15 protein-coding genes are annotated in these 15,245 nt (G+C 68.7%); 9 read left to right on the forward strand and 6 right to left on the reverse strand.

The features are described from left to right. Positions 1 to 16: 16 nt before the first annotated feature. The 5 genes from FKV25_RS13525 (at position 17) to FKV25_RS13545 (ending at position 2,892) form a co-directional block, all read left to right on the forward strand. Entirely contained in the window at positions 17 to 145 is a 129-nt protein-coding gene (locus FKV25_RS13525; protein ID WP_281286240.1) for a LamB/YcsF family protein, read from the forward strand. 8 nt (positions 146 to 153) lie between these two features. Beyond that, a complete protein-coding gene (locus FKV25_RS13530; protein WP_141519324.1) occupies positions 154 to 876 on the forward strand; it encodes a DUF969 domain-containing protein in 723 nt (240 codons plus the stop codon). Next, on the forward strand, positions 863 to 1,831 hold the full coding sequence (locus FKV25_RS13535; RefSeq protein WP_141519325.1) for a DUF979 domain-containing protein: 969 nt from the start codon (positions 863 to 865) through the stop codon (positions 1,829 to 1,831). The genes FKV25_RS13530 and FKV25_RS13535 overlap by 14 nt, the downstream gene beginning before the upstream one ends. A gap of 63 nt (positions 1,832 to 1,894) precedes the next feature. After that, entirely contained in the window at positions 1,895 to 2,572 is a 678-nt protein-coding gene (gene pcp / locus FKV25_RS13540; RefSeq protein ID WP_211345444.1) for a pyroglutamyl-peptidase I, read from the forward strand. Between the two features lie 17 nt (positions 2,573 to 2,589). After that, positions 2,590 to 2,892 carry a hypothetical protein gene (locus FKV25_RS13545; protein WP_141519326.1) on the forward strand — a complete coding sequence of 101 codons (303 nt, stop codon included), beginning with the start codon at positions 2,590 to 2,592 and terminating at the stop codon, positions 2,890 to 2,892. Positions 2,893 to 2,988: 96 nt separating this feature from the next. Here the strand turns inward: FKV25_RS13545 and dcd are convergent, their stop codons facing one another. The 3 genes from dcd to apbC all read right to left on the reverse strand — a co-directional run bounded on the left by dcd (position 2,989) and on the right by apbC (position 6,246). Beyond that, complete coding sequence (gene dcd / locus FKV25_RS13550; protein WP_141519327.1) at positions 2,989 to 3,555, reverse strand: dCTP deaminase; 567 nt, start codon at positions 3,553 to 3,555, stop codon at positions 2,989 to 2,991. Between the two features lie 121 nt (positions 3,556 to 3,676). After that, on the reverse strand, positions 3,677 to 5,047 hold the full coding sequence (locus FKV25_RS13555; protein WP_141519328.1) for a S8 family peptidase: 1,371 nt from the start codon (positions 5,045 to 5,047) through the stop codon (positions 3,677 to 3,679). A gap of 122 nt (positions 5,048 to 5,169) precedes the next feature. After that, on the reverse strand, positions 5,170 to 6,246 hold the full coding sequence (apbC, locus tag FKV25_RS13560; RefSeq protein ID WP_170218645.1) for an iron-sulfur cluster carrier protein ApbC: 1,077 nt from the start codon (positions 6,244 to 6,246) through the stop codon (positions 5,170 to 5,172). A gap of 244 nt (positions 6,247 to 6,490) precedes the next feature. Between apbC and FKV25_RS13565 the strand changes: the two genes are divergently transcribed. From FKV25_RS13565 to rnfB, 4 genes are all read left to right on the forward strand, one after another. Next, positions 6,491 to 9,253: a TonB-dependent receptor plug domain-containing protein gene (locus FKV25_RS13565; RefSeq protein ID WP_170218646.1), complete on the forward strand. Its 2,763-nt coding sequence runs from the start codon at positions 6,491 to 6,493 to the stop codon at positions 9,251 to 9,253. Between the two features lie 142 nt (positions 9,254 to 9,395). Next, complete coding sequence (locus FKV25_RS13570; protein WP_141519330.1) at positions 9,396 to 9,845, forward strand: DUF2147 domain-containing protein; 450 nt, start codon at positions 9,396 to 9,398, stop codon at positions 9,843 to 9,845. Between the two features lie 135 nt (positions 9,846 to 9,980). After that, positions 9,981 to 12,038: a methionine--tRNA ligase gene (gene metG / locus FKV25_RS13575; RefSeq protein ID WP_141519331.1), complete on the forward strand. Its 2,058-nt coding sequence runs from the start codon at positions 9,981 to 9,983 to the stop codon at positions 12,036 to 12,038. Positions 12,039 to 12,105: 67 nt separating this feature from the next. Then, positions 12,106 to 12,543, forward strand: a complete 438-nt coding sequence (gene rnfB / locus FKV25_RS13580) for an Rnf electron transport complex subunit RnfB (protein ID WP_246072094.1) — start codon at positions 12,106 to 12,108, stop codon at positions 12,541 to 12,543. A gap of 27 nt (positions 12,544 to 12,570) precedes the next feature. Here rnfB and FKV25_RS13585 read toward each other — a convergent pair whose 3' ends face one another. From FKV25_RS13585 to FKV25_RS13595, 3 genes are all read right to left on the reverse strand, one after another. Continuing rightward, positions 12,571 to 13,569 carry a TraB/GumN family protein gene (locus FKV25_RS13585; RefSeq protein WP_141519333.1) on the reverse strand — a complete coding sequence of 333 codons (999 nt, stop codon included), beginning with the start codon at positions 13,567 to 13,569 and terminating at the stop codon, positions 12,571 to 12,573. Then, on the reverse strand, positions 13,553 to 14,503 hold the full coding sequence (locus FKV25_RS13590) for a DUF1684 domain-containing protein (RefSeq protein WP_141519334.1): 951 nt from the start codon (positions 14,501 to 14,503) through the stop codon (positions 13,553 to 13,555). The genes FKV25_RS13585 and FKV25_RS13590 overlap by 17 nt, the downstream gene beginning before the upstream one ends. Positions 14,504 to 14,507: 4 nt before the next feature. Next, positions 14,508 to 15,245: DNA mismatch repair MutL family protein (locus FKV25_RS13595; RefSeq protein WP_484177349.1), on the reverse strand; the 738-nt coding region annotated here is incomplete at its 5' end.

A 15,245-nucleotide genomic window follows, 5' to 3' on the forward strand; every position in this document is an offset into this window, starting at 1 on the left:
GGCCGATGGCGGCGAGCTGCGCCTGCAGGCCGACACCCTGTGCCTGCATGGCGATCGCGAGGATGCCGCCGGTTTCGCCCGGGCGCTGCGCGCGGCACTGGAAGCCGACGGCGTGGAGATCGCCGCGATCGGGGCCACGCGGTGAACGAGGCGTTGAACTACTGGCCCCTGCTCGGCGTGCTGTGCGTGGTGGTCGGCTTCGTGCTGCGCTTCAACCCGGTGATCGTGGTGGTCGTGGCCGGCCTGGCCAGCGGCCTGCTGGCGGGCAAGTCGATCCCCGAGCTGCTCGCGCTGCTGGGCACCAGCTTCGTCTCCAACCGGGCGCTGCTGCTGTTCGTGCTGACGCTGCCGACGATCGGCCTGCTCGAGCGCGCGGGCCTGCGCGAACACGTCCACGCGTGGATCGGCCGCATGCAGCGGCTGACCCTGTTCCGCCTGCTGGTCGGTTACCTGGGGCTGCGCCAGGTGCTCAGCATGCTGGGCCTGCACAACGTCGGTGGCCACGCGCAGACCGTGCGGCCGCTGCTCGCGCCGATGAGCGAGGCCGCCGCCGACAAGGCGCACGGACGTTTGCCGGATCACGAAAGGCAACGCCTGTTCGCGGTCGACGCGGCGACCGACAACGTCGGCCTGTTCTTCGGCGAGGACGTGTTCGTCGCGATCGGCGCGGTGCTGCTGATCCAGGGCTTCTTCGCCGACCAGGGCATCGTCCTGGAACCGCTGCACATCGCGCTGTGGGCGCTGCCGACCGCGATCGCCGCGTTCGTCATCCATGCCGTCCGCCTGCGCTTGTACACGCGTGGCCTCGCCGTGCGGATGCAGCCGGCGGCGGGCGCCGAGACCGCATCGACGGGAGGCGGCGATGCTCGGCCTTGACCTGTTCTACCTCCTGCTGGGCCTGTTCCTGCTGTACGCGGGCGTGGTCAACCTGCGCCAGCGGCGTTACGCGCACGGCGCGTTCTGGACCCTGGTCGCCGGCCTGATCGCCGGCGGCAATGCGGTCCTTCGCGCGAACGCGGCCGGCGATCCATTGCCGGCCCAGTGCGCCGGCGCGGCGATCATCGCGCTCGCCCTGCTGGCCCCGCGCATGCGCCGCGAGCACCTGGCCGAGGCGCCCGAGGCCCAGAGGCGAGCCTCGGCCGCGCGACTTGGCCATCGCCTGTTCGGCCCCGCGCTGATGATCCCGGTGATCACCGTGCTGGTGGTGCTGTTCGGCGAGAAGCTGCAATGGCAGGGCCACCGGCTGTTCGGCGACGGCAGCATCACCCTGATCGGCCTGGCGTTCGCCAGCGTGCTCTCGGCCCTGGCGGCGCTGCGCGTCACCCGCGAGAAGCCGGTCATGGCCCTGGCCGAAGGGCGGCGCCTGCTCGACACCATGGGCTGGGCGGCGATGTTGCCGCTGGTGCTGGCCGCGCTCGGCGGCGTGTTCGCCGCCAGTGGCGTCGGCGAGGCGGTGGCAAGCCTGGTCGCCGCGGTGATCCCGGCCGACAACGCCCTGGCCTGCGTGCTCGCCTACGGCCTGGGCATGGTGGTCTTCACCGTGATCATGGGCAACGCCTTCGCGGCGTTCCCGGTGATGACCGCCGGCATCGGCCTGCCCCTGCTGATCCACCAGCACGGCGCGAACCCCGCCATCCTCGGTGCGCTGGGCATGCTGACCGGCTACTGCGGCACCCTGCTCACGCCCATGGCGGCGAACTTCAACCTGGTCCCGGCCGCGCTGCTTGAGCTCGACGACCCCAACGGCGTCATCCGCGCCCAGGTGCCCACCGCATTGCCGCTGATGCTGGTCAACCTGTTGTTGATGTACTGGCTGGTGTTCGCGTTCTGATCGTCTTCTGAACGCCCGGGCAGCGCACATCCCGGCGCTGGCACGGCGCACTACAATGCGCGCATGGATACCGCCCCGCCCCGCGAGCGCCGCCCCCTGCCGCGCGTCCTGCTGACCGGCTTCGAGCCCTTCGGGGACGAGGCCGACAACCCCAGCTGGGACGCGGTGCGCCTGCTCGAGGGTGCGCGCATCGCCGGCCACCGGGTGGCGACGCGCTGCCTGGCGGTCGAGTTCGGCCGCTCCCTGCGGCAGCTGCGCGCGGCGATCCGCGAGACCGCGCCGGCCCTGGTGCTCTGCGTCGGCCTGGCCGGCGGTCGCGCGCAGCTGTCGCTCGAGCGCATCGGCATCAACGTCGACGACGCGCGGATCCCCGACAACGCCGGGCGCCAGCCGATCGACGTGCCCGTGGTCGAAGGCGGCCCGGACGCCTACTTCAGCACCCTGCCGCTGAAGGCGATGCTGCACGCGCTGCGCGCGGCCGGTATCCCGGCCGAGGTCTCGCAGACCGCCGGCACCTACGTCTGCAACCACGTGCTGTACGGGCTGATGCACGCGCTGCGCCGCCAGCGTCGCGTCCGCGGTGGCTTCATCCACGTGCCCTATTCGCCGGCCCAGGCCACGGCGCACCCCGGCGCCGCCAGCCTGCCCACCGCGACCGTCGCCGAAGGCCTGCGCGTCGCGTTGCGGGCCGCATTGACCACCACCGACGACCTGCGCCTGGCCGCAGGCGCCACCCATTGAAGCCCCAAGGAACCCGCATGCGCGCCCACCTCCTCGCCATCCTGCTCGCCTCCGCCGCCCTCATCGCTTCGATCGGCAACGCCGACGCCGCCACCCAGGGCTATTACGACCGTGCCGCGCAGGAAGCCGCGCGCAGCGGCCAGCAGACGGTCAGCCTCTACGTGGACGTGGATTTCGGCGCGCGCAAGACCGGCGCTGCGACCGAGCTCAACCAGGCCCATCGCGCCTTCAATGCGAACGGTTACCGCCTGGTCGACGTCGCGGGCTACACCGAAAACGGCGACCTGCAGGGCTTCTTCGTCACCTACGCCCGCGGCTGACCGGCCGGGCCCGTGTCCCCCGCGCCGTTCCCGAAATAAAGAAACCCGCCTCGCGGCGGGTCCTCGCATGCGGTGCTTCGCGGCCGCCGGGTCGGCTCAGGTGCGCGGCAGGGTGACCCCGGTCTGGCCCTGGTACTTGCCGCCCCTGTCCTTGTAGGACGTCTCGCAGACCTCGTCGGACTGGAAGAACAGCATCTGCGCCACGCCTTCGTTCGCATAGATGCGCGCCGGCAACGGCGTGGTGTTGCTGAACTCCAGGGTCACGTGGCCCTCCCACTCCGGCTCGAGCGGGGTCACGTTGACGATGATCCCGCAGCGCGCGTAGGTACTCTTGCCCAGGCAGACGACCAGGGTGTCGCGCGGGATGCGGAAGTATTCCACCGTGCGCGCCAGGGCGAAGGAGTTCGGCGGGATGATGCACTGGTCGGCCTCGACGTCCACGAAGCTGCCGGGGTCGAAGTGCTTGGGGTCGACGATGGTCGAGTTGATGTTGGTGAACACCTTGAACTCCCGCGAGCAGCGCACGTCGTAGCCGTAGCTCGAGGTGCCGTAGCTCACGATCCGCTCGCCGCCCACGTGCTTGACCTGGCCCGGCTCGAAGGGCTCGATCATGCCCTGCTCTTCGGCCATGCGACGGATCCAGCGGTCGGACTTGATGCTCATCTCGAAGGGGTCACCTGTCTTGGGGAACGCCGATTCTAGCGGCACGCCGGCCCGGATGCCCGCTCCCCATCGGGAGGGGGCCCGGTCACCCGGGCCCCTCCGTCCAATGCCGCGGCCGGGTTCAGAACCCGCTGGCGTCGAGGCGCCCGCCGGTGAGCACCCGGCCCTGCAGGGAGGGCGTCGAAACGGCGGCGCCCAGGATCGCCGCCTTGACCTGCGCGGCCGTCGCCGCCGGATGCGAGGACGCATACAGGGCCGCCGCACCGGTCACGTGGGGCGTGGCCATCGAGGTGCCGCTGTAACTGGCGTACGCCGAGACCAGGTTGCCCTTGGAGCGGCGGGGCACGGTCGATGCGATGCCGGATCCGGGCGCACCGATGTCGACCGTGGTGGCGCCCCACTGCGAGAAGCTCGACAGCGCGCCGCTGCTGGTGATCGAGGCAACCGCGATGATGTTGGCGTTGGGGTAGTTGGACGGGTAGCTGGCCCGGGTGTCGTTGTCGTAGGCATCGTTGCCCGCCGCGGCGATGAACAGGATGTCGGCGTCGCCCGCTCGTCCGATCGCGTCCTGCAACGCCTGCGAGAAGCCACCGCCGCCCCAGGAGTTGTTGGTCGCTACGATGTTCATGTTGTGGCGGATCTTGAGGTCGGTCATGTAGTCGATCGCCTCGATCGCGTCGGCGGTGCTGCCGCCGCGACGGCCGAGGAAGCGTCCGCTGATGAGCTTGACGCCCGACCAGCACACGCCGGCCACGCCCTTGCCATTGCCGCCGACGCCGGCGATGGTGCCGGAGACATGGGTGCCGTGGTCGTCGTTGACGCCGCCGGAGTTGACGTCGTTGCCGCCGCCCTCGAAATCCCAGCCGTGGACGTCGTCGACGTAACCGTTGCCGTCGTTGTCGACACCGTCGACCGGATCGTAGGGATTGGTCCAGACGTTGGCCGCCAGGTCCTCGTGGTTGTAGTAGATGCCTTCGTCGATGACGCCGACATAGACGTTGCTGCAGTCGGTGTGGCCCGCGGCCCAGGCTTCCGCCGCCTGCGAGCCGTAGGCGTTGGCCGGGCTGCTGGTGTTGCCGTACATGCCCCACAGCGAGCCATTGGTGTACAGCGGGTCGTTGGACGTCGCGCTGTGCCGGTAGGTCCAGTTGGGTTCGGCGTATTCCACGCTGGGGTCGCCCTGCAGGGCTTCGATCGCCGCGGCGACACCGAGCCCCCTGGGCAGGCGCATCAGGACGACGTCTCCGCCCTTGCCGCCGGCGCGCAGGGTGCGCACCGCGCTTGCGCCGAGGCCACCGCGCACGGCACCTTGCTGCGCGGCGACGGTTCCGTCGCGGAACTTCACGATCAGGGCATCGGCCTGGTGCGGCTTGCCGGCCTTGAGGCCCGACATCACCAGGTCCGGGCGACCGCCCGCGAATGCGGTGGCCGACAGGCCCAGCGCGGCGACGACTGCGCCGGCCAGCAGGGAATTGCGAACGAGTCGATTCATGCTTCAAACCTCCGGAACAGGGATGGTTCGCGACGCCCGGGACGTGGGCGACCGGCCGACACTAGCACCGCCCCGACGGGCCGGAGTGTGCGCCGCAGCATGGAATCCGGGACGGAAGCGACCTAGCCCAGCAGGGACGCCGCGATCGGCTGGGCGGCCCGGGGACGCTCCGCGAGACGCGCGGCCAGCGCCCGCGCGGCCGACCTGTAGGCCTGCGCGGCGGCGGAGTCCGGCGCGGAAACGACTACGGGCACGCCTGCATCGCCCTGTTCACGAATGCCCACGTCCAGCGGCAGGCTGCCGAGCAGCGGCACGCCGTAGCGCTCGGCCATCTCGCGTCCGCCGCCACTGCCGAACACGTGCTCGGCGTGTCCGCAGTTCGAGCATACGTGCACGGCCATGTTCTCGATGAGGCCCAGCACCGGCACCTCGACCTTCTCGAACATCTTCAGCGCCTTGCGCGCGTCCAGGGTGGCGATCTCCTGCGGCGTGGTGACGATGACCGCACCCGCGACCGGGATCTTCTGCGACAGGGTCAACTGGATGTCGCCCGTGCCCGGCGGCAGGTCGACGATCAGGTAATCCAGCACCTCGCCGCCACCCCAACGGGTCTGCTCGAGCAGTTGGGTCAGCGCCGAGGTCGCCATCGGTCCGCGCCAGATCATCGGCGTGTCCTGGTCCACGAGCAGCCCGATCGACATGGCTTCGACGCCATGGGCCCGCATCGGCTCGATGCTCTTGCCGTCGGGGCTGTCCGGTCGGCCGGACAGGCCCAGCATCGCCGGCACGCTGGGGCCGTAGATGTCGGCATCGAGCACGCCGACCCGCGCACCCTCGGCCGCCAGCGCCAGGGCGAGGTTGACCGCGGTGGTGGACTTGCCCACCCCGCCCTTGCCCGAGCCGATGGCAATGATGTTGCGAATGCCAGGAAGGGGCGCGAGGTTGGGCTGCACGGCGTGTGCGTCGATGCGGGAGCGGATTTCCAGGCGCGCCAGCGCCAGGCCTTCGCCCGCCAGCCGTTCGCGGACGCAGGCGTCAAGGGCGTCGCGGAGACCGCCCGACGGGATGCCCAGGGTGACTTCGACCGCCACGCGACCCTCGGTCGCGACGGCACGCACCCGGGCATAGCGGGACAACGCGATGCCGGGGTCCGTCAGCACGAGGTCGGACAACAGGGTTTCGATGGAATTCGGCTTCATGGTGGGGACAGTGTGACACTCCCACAGCTGAACAGGCGGCGCTTTCACGTCCAATTCACCCATTCGGCAAGGTATGTGATGGTCGTGTGGCAAGCCCGTTAATAGCGTGTTAAGTTCCAAGTGTCGGAGGGGAGTCTGACGGTTCCAGCCAGCCAGTCCACGGACGGCAAAACCAAATAGAAACATTGCCTTAACTTAGGGGATCACAATGGTAGTTAAACACTACGGGCTGCAGCGCAGCCGCTTGAGCGCAGCCCTGTTTGCCGCTCTGTTGGTGCCGGTGTCGACGGGTGTGTTCGCGCAGGACGCAACCGAGGAAGAAGCGGAGGTCACGAGCTCCCAGGCTGCCTCGGACAGCGCCTCGGTGCCCACCGACCTGGACAAGATCGTCGTCACCGGTTCGCGCATCAAGCGCGCGGAGATCGAAGGTCCCGCCCCGGTCACCGTCATCACCTCCGAAGAGCTGGAGCGCCAGGGCTTCTCGACGGTCGCCGAGGCCCTCAACACCCTGACCCAGATCACCGGCTCGGTGCAGAACGAGCTGACGCAGAACGGCTTCACGCCGAACGCGGGCGTCATCGACCTGCGTGGCCTTGGCCCCGGCCGTACCCTGACGCTGATCAACGGTCGCCGCGCGGCGGACTATCCGCTGCCGTACAACGGCCAGTCGAACGTCTTCAACTTCAACTCCATCCCGTCGGCGGCGATCGACCGCATCGAAGTGCTGTCGGGCGGTGCCTCGGCCATCTACGGTTCGGACGCGGTCGCGGGCGTGGTCAACATCATCCTGAAGACCAACTACGAGGGTGACGAGGTCGACCTGCGCCTGGGCACCACCACCCGCGGCGGTGGCGATACCGTCAATGCCTCGTGGGTGGGCGGCAAGGTCGGCGACCGCTGGTCCCTGACCTACGCGTTCCAGTACTTCGACCGCGAGGAGATCTTCGCGTCGCAGCGCGACTTCATGGATTCCTACCGCGATGATCCGTCGGTCGACCCGGCCGACGCCACCGCCGTGATCGGCATCCGCCTGCGCGATCGCCTGATCGGCACGGGCATCAACAGCTACGTGTACCCGACCGGTCAGGACGGTGCCTCCATCTGCGGTCGCTTCAGTGACTTCGAACTGCAGACCAACGGCGCCTGCGGCTACTACGGCTACCCCGCCACGCAGCAGATCCAGAACGCCCGTACCGACCGTTCCGGTTACCTGTATGGCACCTTCGACTTCACCGACACGCTGCAGGGCTTCGCCAGCCTGAACATCTGGCAGTCCGACGCCACCACGGCCTCGGCCACGCAGTTCTGGCAGCCGCCGCTGTTCTACGACACCAACTTCGGCTCGATCATGGACGGCCAGCGCATCTTCTATCCGGAGGAAGTGGGCGGCTTCGGTTCGCAGCAGACGACGCTCGAGGAAAAGGCCATCGACTTCGCCGTCGGCCTGCGCGGTGTGTTCGGCGAACGCTTCGACTGGGACGCGACCGTCTCGCGCTCGACCTACGACACCCACAGCGAGCGCCCGCGCTTCGTCGCGAGCAAGATCAACGAGTTCTTCCTGGGACCGCAGCAGCCGGGCCTGGACCCGTTCTTCAATGCGTACCCGGTCTACACGCTGAACCAGGACCGCTACTTCAACCCGATCACGCCCGAGGAATTCCAGTCCCTGATCACCACCGTGGTCACCGACGCCGATTCCAGCGTCACGCAGGCGAACTTCGTGGTCAGCGGCGACCTGTTCGAGCTTCCCGCCGGCGCCGTGGGCATGGCGGCCACGCTCGAGGCCGGTTCGCAGGAGTACACCCTGACCCCGGACCCGCGCATCCTGCCGGGCGCCGATCCGGCCGACGCGATCTACAACCTCACCGGCACCGGTGGCGGTGGTGAGCGTGACCGTTACGCACTGGGCGTCGAGTTCTCGGTCCCGGTCCTGGATTCGCTGACGGTCAACCTCGCCGGTCGTTACGACAAGTACGACGACGTGACCGCGGTGGACGACGCGGTGACCTACAACTTCGGCGTCGAATGGCGTCCGATCGACAGCCTGCTGCTGCGCGGCAGCTACGCCACGTCCTTCCGCGCGCCGGACATGCACTATGTGTTCGCCGACGAGTCCGGCTTCTTCGCCAACGTCTACGACCAGTACAACTGCCGGCAGGACGGCAACGACGCGGGGGAGTGCCGCACGAACCAGGACTACCTGGAGAACGTGTTCGGTACGCGTAGTGGCAATCCGGGCCTTGAAGAGGAAGAAGGCAAGTCCTGGACCGCCGGCTTCGTCTGGGACGTCATCGAGGGCATGTCGGTCTCGGTCGACTACTTCGACATCCAGCTGGACCAGTCGGTCGCCGACATCAGCACCGAATACCTGCTGCGTAACGAAGCCGCGTGCCTCCTGGGCACCGACATCGACGGATCGCCGGTGGACGGCGGCTCCTCGGCGTGCCAGTTCTTCACCAGCCAGGTGACCCGCATCCAGGGCGGTCCGAACGACGGCATGATCGATCAGATCGCCGTGTTGCCGTTCAACCAGGCGTACAACGGCATCACCGGTATCGACGCTTCCTTCGAATACCGTTTCGACACCGATCGCTACGGCGACTTCGGCTTGAACCTGACGTGGTCGCATACGCTGAGCCAGGAGTTCCAGGAATTTCCCGGTGATGAAATCGAGGAGTATCGCGACGACCTCCAGAACTTCGACTTCCGCAGCCGCATCAACTGGACGGCCGCCTGGAACCGCGATGACTGGAGCGCCTCCGTGTACGGCTACCGCTGGGGTTCGGCACCGAACTGGGAAGAGACCGGCCGCATCGCGCCCTACATCATCTGGAACGCCTCGCTGGGCAAGAAGATCACCGACAACGCAAGCGTCGGCGTAACCGTCCTGAACGTGTTCAACAAGCTGCATCCGGAAGATGATTCGTTCAACTCGTATCCGTTCTTCTGGCGCGCCTACAGCCCCATCGGCCGCCAGGTGTTCGCGAGCTTCAATTACAAGTTCTAAGCGACATCCTCTGCACCACAGGAAGCCCGGCGAAAGCCGGGCTTCTTTTTTGCCCCGCCCGCTTCCATACGCACGCGAATGCGGTATAAAGGCCGAACGCCGCGCCAGACGGCCCCAACCGTTCGACACCCCGGAGGGATTCATGCGCAACCGACTGCTCGCCCTGCTGCTCGCCGTGCCGCTCGCGGCCGCTTCGTTCGCCGCCTTGGCCCAGACCCCGGTCGGCAAGTGGACGACCATTGACGACAAGACCGGCAAGCCCAAGTCCGTGGTCGAGATCTACCAGGCCGCCGACGGCAGCCTGGCCGGCAAGGTCGACCAGATCCTGCAATCCGAGCGCGGGCCCAACCCGGTATGCGACAAGTGCTCCGGCGACCGCAAGGACAAGCCGGTCAAGGGCATGGTGATCCTCTGGGGCCTGAAGGCCGACGGCGACGCCTGGGACGACGGCCAGATCCTCGACCCTGCCAGCGGCAAGCTCTACTCGGCGAAGATCCGGCTGACCGATGGCGGCGACAAGCTCGAGGTCCGTGGCTTCATGGGTTTCTCGCTGCTGGGCCGCACCCAGGTCTGGGTGCGTCGCAGCGAATAAGCGCCACCTTACGCCGCACGATCCGCTCAAGGCCCGGGAAACCGGGCCTTCTGCTTGCTCCCGCCTGCGGCAGGCGGGACCGCGCCCCCGGACGGCATGCGATAATCCATGGCCTTTTCCAGCCATGCGGTTCCCATGTCACGCGAGTTCGTCGTCACCTGCGCCCTGCCCTACGCCAACGGCCCCCTGCACCTGGGCCACCTGGTCGGCTACATCCAGGGCGACATCTGGTCGCGTGCGCAGCGGCTGTCCGGCCATGCCGCGCACTTCGTCTGCGCCGACGACACCCACGGCACCCCGATCATGCTGGCGGCCGAAAAGGCCGGGGTGACGCCCGAGGCGTTCATCGCCGGCATCCAGGCCGGGCACGAGCGTGACTTCGCCGCCTTCGGCGTCGCCTTCGACCACTACGACTCGACCAATTCGCCGCGCAACCGCGAGCTGGTCCACGCGATCTACCGCAAGCTCGACGGGGCCGGCCACATCGGCCGACGCTCCGTCGCCCAGCTGTTCGATCCCGAGAAGGGCATGTTCCTGCCCGACCGCTACGTCAAGGGGACCTGCCCCAACTGCGGCACCGTCGACCAGTACGGGGACAACTGCGAGAACTGCGGCGCGACCTATGCCCCGACGGACCTCAAGTCACCGCGCTCGGTGCTCAGCGGCGCCACGCCCGAACTGCGCGAGTCGGAACACTTCTTCTTCGAGGTCGGCCAATTCGAGGGTTTCCTGCGCGAGTGGATGGCCGGCGACGTCGCCCTGCCCGGCGTCAAGGCCAAGCTGCAGGAGTGGCTGGACGCCGAGGGCGGGCTGCGCGCCTGGGACATTTCCCGCGACGCCCCGTATTTCGGCTTCCAGATCCCGGACCAGCCCGGCAAGTACCTGTATGTCTGGCTGGACGCACCCATCGGCTACCTGAGCAGCTTCCAGGCCCTGTGCGAGGCGCGCGGGCTGGACTTCGAAGGCTACCTGTCACCGGGCAGCGAGGCCGAGCTGCATCATTTCATCGGCAAGGACATCGTCAACTTCCACGGCCTGTTCTGGCCGGCGGTGCTGCACGGCGCCGGCATGCGCGCGCCGACGCGCCTGCACGTCAACGGCTACCTGACCGTCGACGGCGCGAAGATGTCCAAGTCGCGCGGGACCTTCGTGATGGCCCGGACCTACCTGGACGTGGGCCTGGATCCCGAAGCACTTCGCTACTACTACGCCGCCAAGACGTCCGGCGGGGTCGACGACATCGACCTCAACCTCGCGGACTTCGTGGCGCGGGTGAACTCCGATCTCGTCGGCAAGTTCGTCAACCTGGCCAGCCGCTGCGCGGGCTTCATCCACAAGCGTTTCGACGGCCTGCTGGCCGATGCGCTGCCGGACGCCGCGATGTACGCGCGCTTCGTCGACCAGCTCGCGCCGATCGCCGCCGCCTATGCCCGCAACGAGGCCGCCAGCGCGTTGCGCATGACGATGGCCCTGGCCGACGAGGCGAACCGCTACATCGACGAGCACAAGCCGTGGGTGATCGCCAAGGAAGCAGGCGCCGACGCCCACCTGCAGGCGGTCTGCACGCAGGCGCTGAACCTGTTCCGCGTGCTCAATACGGCGCTCAAGCCGGTGCTCCCGCGCATCACCGGCGAAGCCGAAGCGTTCCTGTCGGCCCCCGTGGCGCGCTGGGACGGACTCGCCACGCCCCTGCTCGGCCACCGCATCGCCGCCTACACGCCCCTGTTCACCCGTATCGACCCCAAGCACATCGACGCCATGACCGAAGCCAGCAAGGAATCCCTCAAGCCCACCGTGGACGCCACTCCAGCGGCCGCCAAGCCCGCTGCCCCCGCGGCGCCCGCGCCCGACGAGGCGCCGGCCACGATCGGCATCGAGGATTTCGCGAAACTGGACCTGCGCATCGGCAAGGTCGTCGCCTGCGAGTTCGTCGAGGGCTCGGACAAGCTGCTGCGCTTCGAACTCGATGCCGGCGCGCTGGGCCGCCGCCAGATCTTTTCGGGTATCCGCGCGTCCTATCCCGAACCCGACGCCCTGGTCGGGCGCAACGTGGTGTTCATCGCCAACCTGGCACCGCGCAAGATGCGCTTCGGCCTGAGCGAAGGGATGATCCTCTCGGCGGGATTCGATGCCGGCCAGCTCGCCCTGCTCGACGCCGACGCTTCCGCCGAGGCCGGCATGCCGGTCCGCTGATGCCGGCCGCGGCGGCCCCGCCGGCATCGTGGCCGCGGTCCACGCGGGCAGCCAGGGCGTATCGCACGTGAGCCCGTCGCCACCCCTGGTCGAACGCCTCGACCGCCTGCTGCCGCAGACCCAGTGCGGGCAATGCGGCTTCGACGGCTGCCGTCCCTACGCCGAGGCGATGGCCGCGGGCATGGCAGGCGTGGAGCGATGTCCGCCCGGGGGCGACGCCGGCGCGCGGGCGCTGGCGCGCTGCCTGGGGGTGGAAGCACGGCCCTACGACCGCACGCGCGGCGCATACCAGGATCCGCCACCGGTCGCCCTGGTGGTGGAGGCCGACTGCATCGGCTGCACCAAATGCATCCAGGCCTGCCCTGTCGACGCCATCATCGGCGCCAGCAAGCTCATGCACGTGGTGATCGAGCCCTTGTGCACCGGATGCGGGCTCTGCCTGCCCGCCTGTCCGGTCGACTGCATCGAACTGGTGCCCCCACGCGCTGGCGCCACCGACGCCTAGCGCGGCAAGCGACGCCCCGGTTCGGCCTCAGTCCGCCGAACAGGCCCCGCACACGCGCTCGACCGCATAGCCGGCGGCCGCGAGCTTGTCGACCAGGCCGTCCTCGCCGAGCAGGTGCATCGCACCGACCACGACCAGGACGTCCTCGTCGCTGCGTGCGTCGAGCATCGCCTGCAGCCCGGGCAACCAAGCGTCGTTGCGTGCGACGTTCACGAGGCGGTACGACTCGGGCGTGCGCGTCTTCATCTCGTCGATCGCAAGCGCTTCCAGGACGCCCGTGTCGCCCTGGCGCCAGGCGTCGTGCATCTGGCCAAGCTCCACCTGGGCCTGCGCGGGGTCCTGGACGAACTCCACCAGGCTCTCCACCTGCTCGTCCATCGGCATGCCGTCCAGGGCGGCCAGCTGGGCATCGATGGTTTCGAGCCCGGCGGTCGGCTTGCCCGCCTCCGCGGCCCTTGCGATCAGGTGCTGGTCGAGGCCATGGGCGCTGTTGAAGCCCATCGCCTGCGACATGCCCATCACCAGCGACAGGTTGATGAACCAGGGTTCGTAGGCTTCGACCGATGCCACCGACTGGCCGCTTGCCCGGAACAGCGCATCGAGCTGTTGCAACTCTTCCGGCGCCAGCACCTGGCTGAGGCTGCGGCCGTCGGCATAGCCCGACGCCTGCAGCATCTTCATGCCCGTCGCCGGGTCGGCGAGCGCTTCGGGCGGGATCTCGAACACGACTTCCGCGGCCTGGTCGAAGGCCGCATCGATGTCGGCGGAGGTCGGGTAGTCGCTGGGCTTGAGCAGGTGGAACGAGCCCAACAGGTAGATCGCGTTGTCCGCGTCCGAGACCTTCCACAGCAATGGGACCGGCGGAGCGGGGGCCGGCGCGGCATCCGCCTGGAGGGCTTGCGGCGTGGCATCCGCAGGCGGGGCCGCGAGCGCCGTGGCAGCAAGCGGCAGAGTGCAGGCCACGAGGATGGCGATGAGCCTGGAGCGGATCGGATGCATGCGTCGTCCCTCAGTTCGCAGTGTCATGGTCGTACTTCTTCTCGCCCGCGGTCACCGCCAGGTCGAGGCGGTTCTCCAGCGGCGGCAGCGGACACGTCGCGAACGGCGTGAAAACGCAGGGCGGGTTGTAGGCCTGGTTGAAATCGATCAGCACGCGTCCATCCGCGGACGGCGGGTTGGCGTAGAGGAAGCGGCCGGCACCATAGCTTTCGTGGCCACTGGTGAGGTCGGCGAAGACCAGGAACAGGCGGCCGTCGCCTTCGTCGAGGGCCTCGAGACGATGGGTCTTGCCATCGCGTTCGAACTCCACCACGCCGGGATTGGGCGTGTCGTCCAGGGTGCCGATGATGTTGCCCACCGGTAGCGTCGTCCCCGGCGGGTGGGCGGTGAAGCGACCCTCCACCTGCCAGTCCGGGTCTGCGGGCCAGTAGTCCAGGCCCTGGAAGCGCGTGCGCGTCGCCGCATCGGCGTGCTTGACCCGCAGCGCATGGCGGTCGCCGCGCTTGAGCACGGTGATCAGGCCCTTGCCCTCGTCGAATCCGATGACGCTCGGCCCGGCCGCCTCGTCGTCGGCACGGATCGCCACCGGTCCGCTCAGAGGTTCGCCATCGAGCGTGAGCGCGGCGTCCTTGTCGGGGACGAAGCGCAGGCGACCGTCGCGCAGCTCGATCATGCCCACGTGGGCCGGCCCGGCGCCCAGGCGGATGCCGTTGTCCGCATCGCTGCCGAAATAATGCGGGCCCGGCTCGACCCAGTGCAGGCCCACCAGGCTGGTCCAGCCATCGGGCGTGGTCAACGCCTGCACGCGCTGGCGCCTCCAGCGTTGCTGATCGGCCTGGAAAGCCTCGTCCTTTGCACTCATTGCCTTTGCATCCACGTTGTCGCCTTCGTTGTCGTTGCCACAGCCGGCCAGCGCCATGCCCATGGCCAGCACCCCAATCATCACGCTTCCCCTCAGCATCAGCTCATCGCCCTCGCAGGAACCAACGATCGATTTCAGGCAGGCCGAAGCGTGCCCATGTCGGACGCCCATGATTGCATTGTCCGGAGCGTTCGGTCGCCTCCATTTCGCGCAGCAAGGCGTTCATCTCCGGCAACGTCAGGCGCCGGTTGGCGCGCACCGCCCCATGGCAGGCCATGGTCGACAACAACTCGTCGCGCGCGGCCGCGACCCGCCGCGACTCACCATGTTCGCGCAGGTCCGCGAGCACGTCGCGCAACAGGGCCTCCACGTCGCCGTGCGCGAGCAGGGCCGGCACGCTGCGCAAGGTCAACGATTGCGGGCCGCTGCGGGTGACCTCGAAGCCCAGTGCCTCCAGTGTCGCCGCTTCGCGTTCGGCCACGTCGGCTTCGCGCTCGGACACCGCCAGGCTCGCGGGCACCAGCAGGGGTTGCGTGCGCAGGCCCTCGCCATCGTGCGCGGCCTTGAGCTTCTCGTAGCCGATCCGTTCGTGCGCGGCATGCATGTCGACCACGACCAGGCCCTCGGCGCTCTCGGCAAGGATGTAGATGCCATGCAGCTGCGCCAGCGCGTACCCCAGCGGCGGCAAGCTCGCGTCCTCGCCGCGTGGCAGCGATGGCGGCGGCGAAGCCGACGGGGCCGAAGGGCTGCCGCCGCTGCCGTAGAGCGCACCATAGGCGCTGCGCACCTCCGCGACCTGGGCCAGGCCGAGCGGCGCCTGGGGCATGTGGCCGCCGCCGTA

It is taken from the genome of Marilutibacter aestuarii, assembly GCF_006546775.1.
Lineage (GTDB): Bacteria > Pseudomonadota > Gammaproteobacteria > Xanthomonadales > Xanthomonadaceae > Marilutibacter > Marilutibacter aestuarii.

What these genes read in the sequence shown, in the direction of transcription:
- FKV25_RS13535 (WP_141519325.1), top strand. Translation starts at nt 863, where the DNA reads ATGCTCGGCCTTGACCTGTTCTACCTCCTGCTGGGCCTGTTCCTGCTG.
- pcp (WP_211345444.1), top strand. Translation starts at nt 1,895, where the DNA reads ATGGATACCGCCCCGCCCCGCGAGCGCCGCCCCCTGCCGCGCGTCCTG.
- FKV25_RS13545 (WP_141519326.1), top strand. Translation starts at nt 2,590, where the DNA reads ATGCGCGCCCACCTCCTCGCCATCCTGCTCGCCTCCGCCGCCCTCATC.
- dcd (WP_141519327.1), bottom strand. Translation starts at nt 3,555, where the DNA reads ATGAGCATCAAGTCCGACCGCTGGATCCGTCGCATGGCCGAAGAGCAG.
- FKV25_RS13555 (WP_141519328.1), bottom strand. Translation starts at nt 5,047, where the DNA reads ATGAATCGACTCGTTCGCAATTCCCTGCTGGCCGGCGCAGTCGTCGCC.
- apbC (WP_170218645.1), bottom strand. Translation starts at nt 6,246, where the DNA reads ATGAAGCCGAATTCCATCGAAACCCTGTTGTCCGACCTCGTGCTGACG.
- FKV25_RS13570 (WP_141519330.1), top strand. Translation starts at nt 9,396, where the DNA reads ATGCGCAACCGACTGCTCGCCCTGCTGCTCGCCGTGCCGCTCGCGGCC.
- metG (WP_141519331.1), top strand. Translation starts at nt 9,981, where the DNA reads ATGTCACGCGAGTTCGTCGTCACCTGCGCCCTGCCCTACGCCAACGGC.
- FKV25_RS13585 (WP_141519333.1), bottom strand. Translation starts at nt 13,569, where the DNA reads ATGACACTGCGAACTGAGGGACGACGCATGCATCCGATCCGCTCCAGG.
- FKV25_RS13590 (WP_141519334.1), bottom strand. Translation starts at nt 14,503, where the DNA reads ATGCTGAGGGGAAGCGTGATGATTGGGGTGCTGGCCATGGGCATGGCG.